Origin of the sequence: Pseudomonas sp. NPDC089752 (assembly GCF_044748725.1) — a bacterium.
Lineage (GTDB): Bacteria > Pseudomonadota > Gammaproteobacteria > Pseudomonadales > Pseudomonadaceae > Aquipseudomonas.
Window position 1 is genome coordinate 238165 of sequence record NZ_JBIVGP010000010.1, and the last position, 8574, is coordinate 246738.

General features: G+C 57.8%; 7 protein-coding genes and 1 pseudogene. 6 read left to right on the forward strand and 2 right to left on the reverse strand.

Annotation, left to right across the window (positions count from 1 at the left end; translation table 11 throughout):
• The first annotated feature begins 48 nt into the window (after positions 1 to 48).
• The 6 genes from ACIPZF_RS18660 to ACIPZF_RS18685 all read left to right on the forward strand — a co-directional run bounded on the left by ACIPZF_RS18660 (position 49) and on the right by ACIPZF_RS18685 (position 6086).
• Positions 49 to 1167: a glycosyltransferase family 61 protein gene (locus ACIPZF_RS18660; protein ID WP_400801939.1), complete on the forward strand. Its 1119-nt coding sequence runs from the start codon at positions 49 to 51 to the stop codon at positions 1165 to 1167.
• A gap of 339 nt (positions 1168 to 1506) precedes the next feature.
• Positions 1507 to 1683 carry an EPS-associated small membrane protein EppA gene (gene eppA, locus ACIPZF_RS18665; protein ID WP_167060926.1) on the forward strand — a complete coding sequence of 59 codons (177 nt, stop codon included), beginning with the start codon at positions 1507 to 1509 and terminating at the stop codon, positions 1681 to 1683.
• 308 nt (positions 1684 to 1991) lie between these two features.
• A complete protein-coding gene (locus tag ACIPZF_RS18670; RefSeq protein WP_400801941.1) occupies positions 1992 to 2537 on the forward strand; it encodes a polysaccharide biosynthesis/export family protein in 546 nt (181 codons plus the stop codon).
• Between the two features lie 70 nt (positions 2538 to 2607).
• Entirely contained in the window at positions 2608 to 3678 is a 1071-nt protein-coding gene (locus ACIPZF_RS18675; protein WP_400801958.1) for a hypothetical protein, read from the forward strand.
• A gap of 20 nt (positions 3679 to 3698) precedes the next feature.
• A complete protein-coding gene (locus tag ACIPZF_RS18680; protein WP_400801943.1) occupies positions 3699 to 5267 on the forward strand; it encodes a GumC family protein in 1569 nt (522 codons plus the stop codon).
• Between the two features lie 12 nt (positions 5268 to 5279).
• Entirely contained in the window at positions 5280 to 6086 is an 807-nt protein-coding gene (locus ACIPZF_RS18685) for a CpsD/CapB family tyrosine-protein kinase (RefSeq protein WP_400801945.1), read from the forward strand.
• Between the two features lie 32 nt (positions 6087 to 6118).
• Here the strand turns inward: ACIPZF_RS18685 and ACIPZF_RS18690 are convergent, their stop codons facing one another.
• Both ACIPZF_RS18690 and ACIPZF_RS18695 read right to left on the reverse strand, forming a co-directional pair.
• Positions 6119 to 6886 (reverse strand): DUF6708 domain-containing protein, encoded by a 768-nt coding sequence (locus tag ACIPZF_RS18690; protein ID WP_400801946.1) that lies wholly within the window; start codon positions 6884 to 6886, stop codon positions 6119 to 6121.
• Positions 6883 to 8574: pseudogene (locus tag ACIPZF_RS18695) on the reverse strand (hypothetical protein); the annotation flags it as partial. The gene ACIPZF_RS18690 and the pseudogene ACIPZF_RS18695, both read right to left, overlap by 4 nt.

Sequence of the window (8574 nt, forward strand, 5' to 3'; positions counted from 1 at the left end):
ACATTCATTTGCCATGTTATTGACAGTGTCTTTAATAGGGGCCTTCCGATGGGAAGCGATATATCCAAGTTCAGCGCATCATTGATCGCCAACGAGCATACCTGGACGCTGTCCGCCTACAGGAACATGCTTAGAAAACGGCTCCTGCGTAAAGCCGATATCGATATAAAAAGCCTTGCAGTTAAAACCTGGGACATCGCCCCCGGTGAACAGACCCTTTCTCCCCCGGCCTTCTTCCTGCCCGGTCAACTGGAGCGGGTCTCCGGCTGGGAGGCCAAGCGATTCTATCCCTACGTGCACCCTGCGCGAACCATGGAGGGCGGCATCAGCGCGCAGCAGGGGCCCACGCGCGGCTACCTGATCAAGGATGTGTGGATGGTCGACGGAGCGCTCTACAAGGGCAATGCCAGCCACTGGCTGTCGTTGAAACCCAGTCGATTTCCACGGGTTAAGGTGGAATATGAAATCGAACGAGGGGCTGCTTATTGCACGCAAAATGGCAACACTTGGTTCGGCACCTGGTTGATGGAGGATTGCCCGACTTATGCGTTGGCCTGCAACGAGGGCGTCCCGGTTACAACTGCGCCGTCGGCACGGTATCCGCTTTTTACCCAGGCGCCGGCTTATGAAGATTGGTTAGCGATGCAACCGTTACGGGTGAGCAGCGCTTATTTCAAGGAACTGGTGCTGTTCGATGATGTGAGTAACAACCGCAGCCGCCACCAGCGCTATCGGGGCATGGGCGACAAGTTGCTGTCGCATGTGGAGCACAGCGAGCACCCGGGTGTGTTCATCCTGCGTGGCGGTGATGGTGACCTGCGTCTGATGCGTAACGAGCTGGAGGTTGCCGAGCATCTGCGCACGCAGCGCGGCTTTCGTGTGATCAATCCGCTCAAGTGCGACGTGCCGACCATCGTTGCGGCCTGCGCAGGGGCAAGGACGGTCATCGGCGTGGAGGGCAGTCAACTGGTGCACGGCGTCAATGTGCTGCGCTCGGGGGGCGCTGTGATGGCATTGCAGCCACCGAACCGCTTCGTCAGCTACTACAAATACCTGACCGACCGCGATCACCAGCATTTCGGCTTTGTGGTGGGCATGCCGGAAGGCGATGGCTTCACTATCGACATCGATGAAGTCGAACGCACCCTTGATCTTTTCCCGTCATAAGCGTGACGCTAAGCGCAATGATTCTCAGCTTTTCTCTCCGATGAAACACTTTCCTGCCGCTGCGCACCCTCGTCACGTGAAAAAACGAGGGTATGCACGGCATTATGTGAAAAACCTATTTGTCAGCAATATCAGACCTTTGCAGGGCTATCTTAAGGGTAATATGACCTCGCATATTCTGCATGTCGAGATATTGACGAGAAGGGCACGGGTCGATTGATATTTATTATGGTGCCGGATCGTTGACGTAATGGCACCGTGCCCATAAGCTCCAACCAACAGCGATACATTCTTCCGCCCCAGACCTTTTTCACACTTTCCTCTTCGTAGGAGGGGACCATGCGCTCGACACTGTTCATCAAATCGATTTTCCTGTTGGTGCTGTTGAGTGGTGCGGCGCGTGCGGCTGATTCTTATATGAGTCAGACCAATATTGTTCCATTGGCGACTGCCGGTTGGTTGTTTGCATTTGCAGTTATCGGCTTTGTTGCAGTGGCCAACAGAAAGAAAATCTAGCTTTCTGGCGGGGGCCAATAAAAGTTTGATCGTATTTACCGTTCTGCCAGTGATTTGACGCTTAATAAGGGATATTTGCGTCGAAGGGGGCGCAGTCGCTTGTCAATTTTCCAGCTATTGCTATATTCCAGTGGCTGGCGCCAAAGGCTCAAATTGACCGTGACAGGCGAAGCGGCATCGCGGTAAAGGCCTCCAGGATGCTCGAGGCCAACGCAGCAGGTGTAACGGCTGCGAAGCGGAGCGAGAGGTTTAGTGTTGTTCTCATTCAGTGCTCTTGAACCTGGGCCGCAAGGCCGGAGGGACCCCTCATGGCGCGTTTGCTGATTTCCATCCTCTGCGTACTCGTAGCGTGGTCTGGTGCTAGTGTCGCCGACTCTTCCAGTCCTTCGTACCTGCTCAGCCCCGGCGACCGGGTACTGATTTCGGTGTGGCAGGAAGACACCCTTCGCCAGGAAACCACCGTCCTGCCTGACGGCAGCATTACTTTCCCCTTGGCAGGCCGCGTCGATGTGGCCGGTCTCGATACCACGACAGCCGCCGACAAGGTCGCCAGCAAACTCAAGAATTTCCTCACCGAGCCCAACGTCAGTGTCGTGGTGCTGGCACCGACCGGCAATATCGTCTACGTGCAAGGCAAGGTCATCAAACCCGGCCCGGTCCCCATGGCAGGCCCTACGGCGGTGCTTCAGGCGCTGAGCATGTCGGGCGGAATGGACAAATTCGCTGACGAAAGTGCCATCAAAGTGATCCGCGGACAAAAGGTCATGCCGGTGCGCTACAAGGATCTGGTTTCTGGGCGCGACATGTCCACCAACTTCCAACTCCAGGCTGGCGACACGCTGGTCGTACCTTGACCCATCCAATAAATAAGAATTCCTAGTGCCTATCTTTCGACCAACACATGTTGCGACGGCGATCATGATGATGCCGTTCGCGGGGGTGGTTCACGCCGCCATTTGGCAGTCTTCAGTCGTGGTGCCCACGTCTGTCGAGTACGACAGCAACCCATTGCTCCTGACGTCCGAGGAGAAAGGTGTGACGCGTACCATCATTGCGCCCGACTACACCCTCACCGGTCAGTTCGACCGCGACCAGTTGCGCTTCGGCCTGGGCATGAACCTGTTGCGCTCATCCGACCGCTCGATCGTCGATGACCGCGAAGACCCCAAGGTAAGCCTGGGTTGGCAGCGTGAGACCGAGACCGGCGGCTTTGGCCTGCTGGCCCGCTATGAAGAAAGCTCCACGCTGTCCGGTGCTGTGCAGGACACCGGTGTGGTCACCACCGACGGCACCCAGAAGATGACCACGCTGGAGGGCAACTGGACCAGTGCGGTCACCGAGCGCAGCACCTTGGCGAACGTGCTCACTTACTCCCATGCGCGCTATGACATCGATTCGCTGACCGGCTATGACGAGCTGTTCAACAAATCGACCTGGACCTACGCCTGGAACGAGCGCACCGACATCATCACCGGCTTCAACGCCCGGCGCTACGAGCCGCAGGACGACACCACCGCTGTGGCCTCCAACAGCTACAGCCCGAACATCGGCGTGCGTTACCGGTTCTCCGAACGCTTCGAAGGCGAGGCGCACATTGGCGTCAACAAGACCAGCGGCTCTGGCGGCGGGCGGCGCGGTGAAGGCGGCATGTCGCTGTTCTACCGTGGCGTACGTGCCGACGCTACGTTGAGCGCCGAGCGCAGCACCGTCGCCAGTGCCGAGGGCGGCTTTGCCGAACTCGACATGGTCCGCGGCAGCTGGAGCTATCTGGTCACCGAGGTCGACCGCGTCGGCGTCGATGCTTCCTGGCAGGACAGCAAAGGCGTGTCACCGAATACCTTGCAGACCTATGGCGTCTGGGCCAGCCGCGCATTCTCGCCGGCCTGGGACCTGCGTCTGTCTTTGATGTACAAGCAGCGCCAGCAAGATGGCTTGCCCGATGCTGAAGCGACCATCGCTGGATTGACACTGACGTACCGATACCCCGACATCTGACTCTCGCACGGGTGGCCACCATGAAATCCGAGTACGAGCTTTCCCTCAAAGATTACATCGCCATCATCAAGGACCGCGCCTTGTTGCTGGGGGTGAGCATCGTGGTCGTGATTGCCGCAACGGTGGGGGTCGCCGTCACGGTGCCCCCCTTGTATCAGTCGACCGGGACCATCTTGGTGGAGTCGCAGCAGATCTCCCCGGAGTTGGTGTCGGCCAACAACAACAGCTTTGCCGATGAGCGCATCGAGGTCATCCGCCAACGCGTGATGACCCGCGAGAACCTGCTGAAGATCATCGACAAGTACAACCTGTTCGCCGACAAGGGCCGGCAGTTCAGCGAAACCGACAAGATCGACCAGATGCGTAACGCGATCGTCGTGGCCACCCTCAGCACCTATGTAAAAGGGCGCGGCGAAGCGACGGTGGCGTTTACGGTTTCTTATGAAGACAAGCGCGCCGAAGTCGCCAAGGAAGTGGCCGACGAACTGGTGACGCTGTTCCTCAACGAAAACATGAAACAGCGCACCGAGCGTGCAACCGAAACTACCGAATTCCTCACCCAGGAAGCGAACAAGCTGGGCGCCGAACTGGCCGACCTGGAAAACAAGCTCGCAGACTTCAAGCAAGCACATGCCAATGCCTTGCCCGAGAACCAGCAGCTGCGCATGAGCATGCTGTCGCGTTCGGAGCTGGAATTCCGCGAAGTCGACCGTGACTACAAGTCTGCCCAGGAAGAGCTGCGCTACCTCGAACTGGAACTGTCGGCCGCCAATGCCGGTGTGCCCAGCCCGGCCGCTGGCGGCAGGCCAGCAGCGGCGGATCAGCCGCAAGACCTGGCCAGCCTCAAGGCTGAGTACGCCCGACTGTTGACCAAGTACACCCCGGCGCACCCCGATGTGGTGGCGGTGAAACGCAAGATCGACCTGCTCCAGGCGTCGGGCGAGAAGGGCATCGCTGCTGCTGCAGCCATGAACCTCGATGCCGCCCGGGTGCGCACCAAGATGGCGGCAGCCCAGTCGCGCATTGCCTCGCTGGCCGAACAGAAACGCCAGCTGACCACCAAGATGGAAGGCTACGAGGCCGACATCCTCGAAGCCCCGCAAGTCGAGCGCGGCCTGGTCACCCTGATGCGCGACCACGACAACGCCCGCAAGAAGTACGAAGAAATCCGCAACAAGGAAATGGGCGCCAAGATCACCGAAAGCCTGGAGCAGGAAAACAAGGCTGAACGCTTCGTGCTGCTCGAACCGCCGCTGATGCCCGAGAAACCCGTCAAACCCAACCGCAAGAAAATCGTCGCCCTGGGCCTGGTGCTGGCACCGGCCATTGGCGGCGGCCTGGTGATGTTGCTGGAAATGCTCAACCAGCGGGTACGCGGCGTGGGTGCGCTGGAAAGCGTGCTGGGCAAACGCGTGCTGGTGGCAGTGCCCTACATCACCACCCAGGCGGATGTCGCCAGGCGCCGCAAGTGGCGCACCTGGCTGGTGATCGCCGGGTTGGTACTGGTTGCTATGCTGATGGTGGTCGTCCACGTGTTCTACATGCCACTGGACCTCCTGCTGTTTAAAGCTATGGCTCGGTTTGAATAGGGAAGCGCAGCGATGGACAGAATTACGCCGGCTATTGGAAAGAACATTCACCAGGTTTCTCCCACCCCTGCCGAAACCCCCAAGGCCCCGCTGATGGCGGACAAGCCCGAAGCCCTGGGGCAGTTCGATTACGTGCAGACCAAGGTCGTGCCGCTGAGCGCCGAGCACCTGGAACGCAACCGGATCGTTTCCTACAACAAGAACTCCAACATGAGCGGCGCCATCGACCTCCTGCGCACACAAGTGCTGCAGACGATGGAAGAAAACGGCTGGCGTACGCTGGCGATCACCTCGCCAACCCCTGAAGCGGGCAAGACCGTCCTGGCCGTGAACCTGGCGATGAGCATCGCCCACCACACCACCAAGACCGCCTTGCTGGTCGACTTCGATCTGCGCCGGCCCAGGGTGGGCAGCAGCCTCGGTTTGCCGATGGGCAAAGCCCTCAACGATCTGCTCAAGGGCGAAGCGTGGCTGGAAGAGGTGATGGTGAACCCGACCTTGCCGCGCTTTGTCGTGCTGCCGACGCGTGAGCCTGTCCCCATGTCCACCGAGGTGCTGTCATCGCCCAAGGTCAGCAGCCTGATCAGCGACCTGCGTGATCGATATGACTCGCGCATCTGCATTTTCGACTTGCCGCCGTTGTTGAGCTCCGACGATGCGCTGACGGTGTTGCCGAAGTTTGATTGCGTGCTGTTGGTGGTAGCCAATGGGATGAACAGCAAGAAGGATATTGAGGATTGCTTGCATCATTTGGCGACCGCGAATTTGATTGGGGCGGTGTTGAACAAGGCGGATGAGAAGCCGCGGGCTTATTACTGAGGCTCTCCGGGTTATGCACGCCATGAACGAGGTCATGGCGCTGTTGTGGATTCAAGATCCATCTCCGGAGGCCAGGTGACTTTGGGAGCCAGGCGTAAGGCAACCTCGCACCAGAGGACGTCGTTATGGTCTTTCGGTGGGCCAGGCGGGGGGAGTGCGGATGGGCCTTCCTGCATGTAGGTGCACACGTAGGCCCATAGATATTCGTCAGCACACATTGTGCTGAGGCGGAAGCGGTCGATGACATTGTTAGTGGCTGGCTCAATGATGGAAAGCATGACGCCCCATTTGAATATCACTCCGCCATTGAGTGCGCCGACTTGTGACCAGCGTTCGGCGCGTACTTGGGACCAGTCATAGCTTACAGGTACCACTTCCCACTTTTCGAAAGGATTCCACCATCTATGTTTGAAGTTGTAGGCGTAGATTTTTTGGCGGGCACGGTTGAAGCGGATGGGTTCGTCCCGTGGTGGTGAGATGTCGACACGGAGTGTAAAAAGCGTCATCCAAGCACTTATTAAGATCATAAGAGGGCCAATAACCATGAAGACACTATCGTTTTCGCGGTAAGCATCTAAAATCATTCCTGGAATGCTAAGCGTGAACAATGCACAAGGTAGTGTGAAAAGAGACATCAATCCCCGTGCGGAAAGAGCCGGTCGTGGTATCTCAAGATAAATATCGTCTTGATGGTTTGGTGTCTTGTTTCCTAGCGACGCTTCGATGACTGGAGCGTCATAAGGAGTAGGAAGGTCTTGCTTCCATCCCGTACACGGAGGATTTAGTAGTGGGCGCGTCATAAGATATCTCTCCAGGAGGCATTAATTTTGTCCTCAATTACCACAAGTTTCGCGATGGCTGAACTGTCATGTTTGTCGGGCCAGTAGGTGGCTGTGAATACAAGTGCAGTTATGTAGTGGTCGTCCTTCAAAGGATGCGAGTTGTAGACTCTGAGTGTGCCATTTTTGGTGTCGTGATTTGCTTCAGGGTTTTTCAGGTTGGGCTCCGCGAATACTGAGGAAAACTTGCCTGTAGTGATAAGTTTTTCGGTGTGAGAGCTATCGCCAGAAAGAATTATTTGCTTATCACTTGAGCCTGGTTCGAAAAGGCTGAGGCTCCACTCGTAATGAGAGTTTTCGTTGCTAAAGCTGGGCAGGCGCAGGTGGTAGTTAAGTACGAAGCGTGCGGGGATCGCAGTGCCATCACTGATTATTGCTCCGCCAGTTTCTGAAGTCGGAATGTGATGTGAGTTGTCGAATTTGATGTCTATTGAGACGCTGGCGCTCATGCCGAGAACTGCTGCGTTGAGCGCACCGATCGCAGCATCGAGTTCGCTAGGCTCGCGCCATTGTCTGTAATCCTCCGTTAACCCCCACTTACAATGGCGTGCCCAGAGCTCCGTTGGAGTCGATTCTGCGCGCTTTGCATATGTAGCGAGAGCATATGCAGTCAGACCTAAAACGATAGCAATTCCCAAAGGCCCAAAGAGCGTACTGGAGAATATTGCGGCGTAAGCTCCAAGCACTGTAGAAAATCCAGCTGATGCGCTAGCACCGATATAGACCCGAGCGGAAATGGAATCCCCGTTGTCACCTACCCTGGTCGCCGCATGCGCATACTGAAACGTATCCATCGCTCCCGAAAACGCGGCGATCGCTCCGCCGAATTTGGCAAGGGCGCCTCCCAGTGAAATGGCGGGAGGTCTTCCAGACAGGGTTTTCTCGGGCCTGAGCAGCTGTACTGCAAACCCCGTTGCCTCGATACCTGCTCCTAAAAGCCCCAGTGTCGAAGACCAAATCGCGGCCAGCGCTTCAGGATCATTTGGGGAGGTCTTTTGCAGCGCTCCGAAGTTCCTGCCCAAGCTATCCTGGTGAAACCACATACTCCCCAACGCCAGCAGAAGTCCAGGGCCGCTGGGGCTGCCCGCAGCATCGCGCAACCCCCGAAATGCATCGCTTGCCACACTCCGCGCCGCTGACGCACTCACTTTCAATCCTTCAACCGCCTGCGCGGCACCGCGCTGCAAGATTTGCCCTCCCACCCCGACACTGCGCACCAACTCACCCACGCCCCCAGCCGCTCCGTCGCGCATTTTCAGTAACCGCGCCTGCAGGCTCTCGGCACTTTCCAGCGTCCACACCATCACTTCGATCAACTGACTGCGATTACCCGCCGCGATGTGAATCGCCCCGCTGAGCACCATCGCCCGCACTTTGCGTCCGGCGGGTTTGCGGAATTGTTTGTCGAGTTGGCCGAGAAACGCGTCGGTGCGCTCCTGCATGGCTTCGTTGAGCAGGCTAAGGTACTCACCCACGGTCAGCGAGAGCCTGACTTGAGTCATAGGCTGCCCGGCATACAGCAGAAACGCGGCGCTGTGCACATGGCCGACCAGTTTGCGGGTCTGCGCGGACGCATGCTGGCCGAGGGCATTGCTGGCGCTGGCGGTCGCGGCGAGCAGTTGGCCGATGGCATCCTGCACCGGCTTGAT

What these genes read in the sequence shown, in the direction of transcription:
- ACIPZF_RS18660 (WP_400801939.1), top strand. Translation starts at nt 49, where the DNA reads ATGGGAAGCGATATATCCAAGTTCAGCGCATCATTGATCGCCAACGAG.
- eppA (WP_167060926.1), top strand. Translation starts at nt 1,507, where the DNA reads ATGCGCTCGACACTGTTCATCAAATCGATTTTCCTGTTGGTGCTGTTG.
- ACIPZF_RS18670 (WP_400801941.1), top strand. Translation starts at nt 1,992, where the DNA reads ATGGCGCGTTTGCTGATTTCCATCCTCTGCGTACTCGTAGCGTGGTCT.
- ACIPZF_RS18675 (WP_400801958.1), top strand. Translation starts at nt 2,608, where the DNA reads ATGCCGTTCGCGGGGGTGGTTCACGCCGCCATTTGGCAGTCTTCAGTC.
- ACIPZF_RS18680 (WP_400801943.1), top strand. Translation starts at nt 3,699, where the DNA reads ATGAAATCCGAGTACGAGCTTTCCCTCAAAGATTACATCGCCATCATC.
- ACIPZF_RS18685 (WP_400801945.1), top strand. Translation starts at nt 5,280, where the DNA reads ATGGACAGAATTACGCCGGCTATTGGAAAGAACATTCACCAGGTTTCT.
- ACIPZF_RS18690 (WP_400801946.1), bottom strand. Translation starts at nt 6,886, where the DNA reads ATGACGCGCCCACTACTAAATCCTCCGTGTACGGGATGGAAGCAAGAC.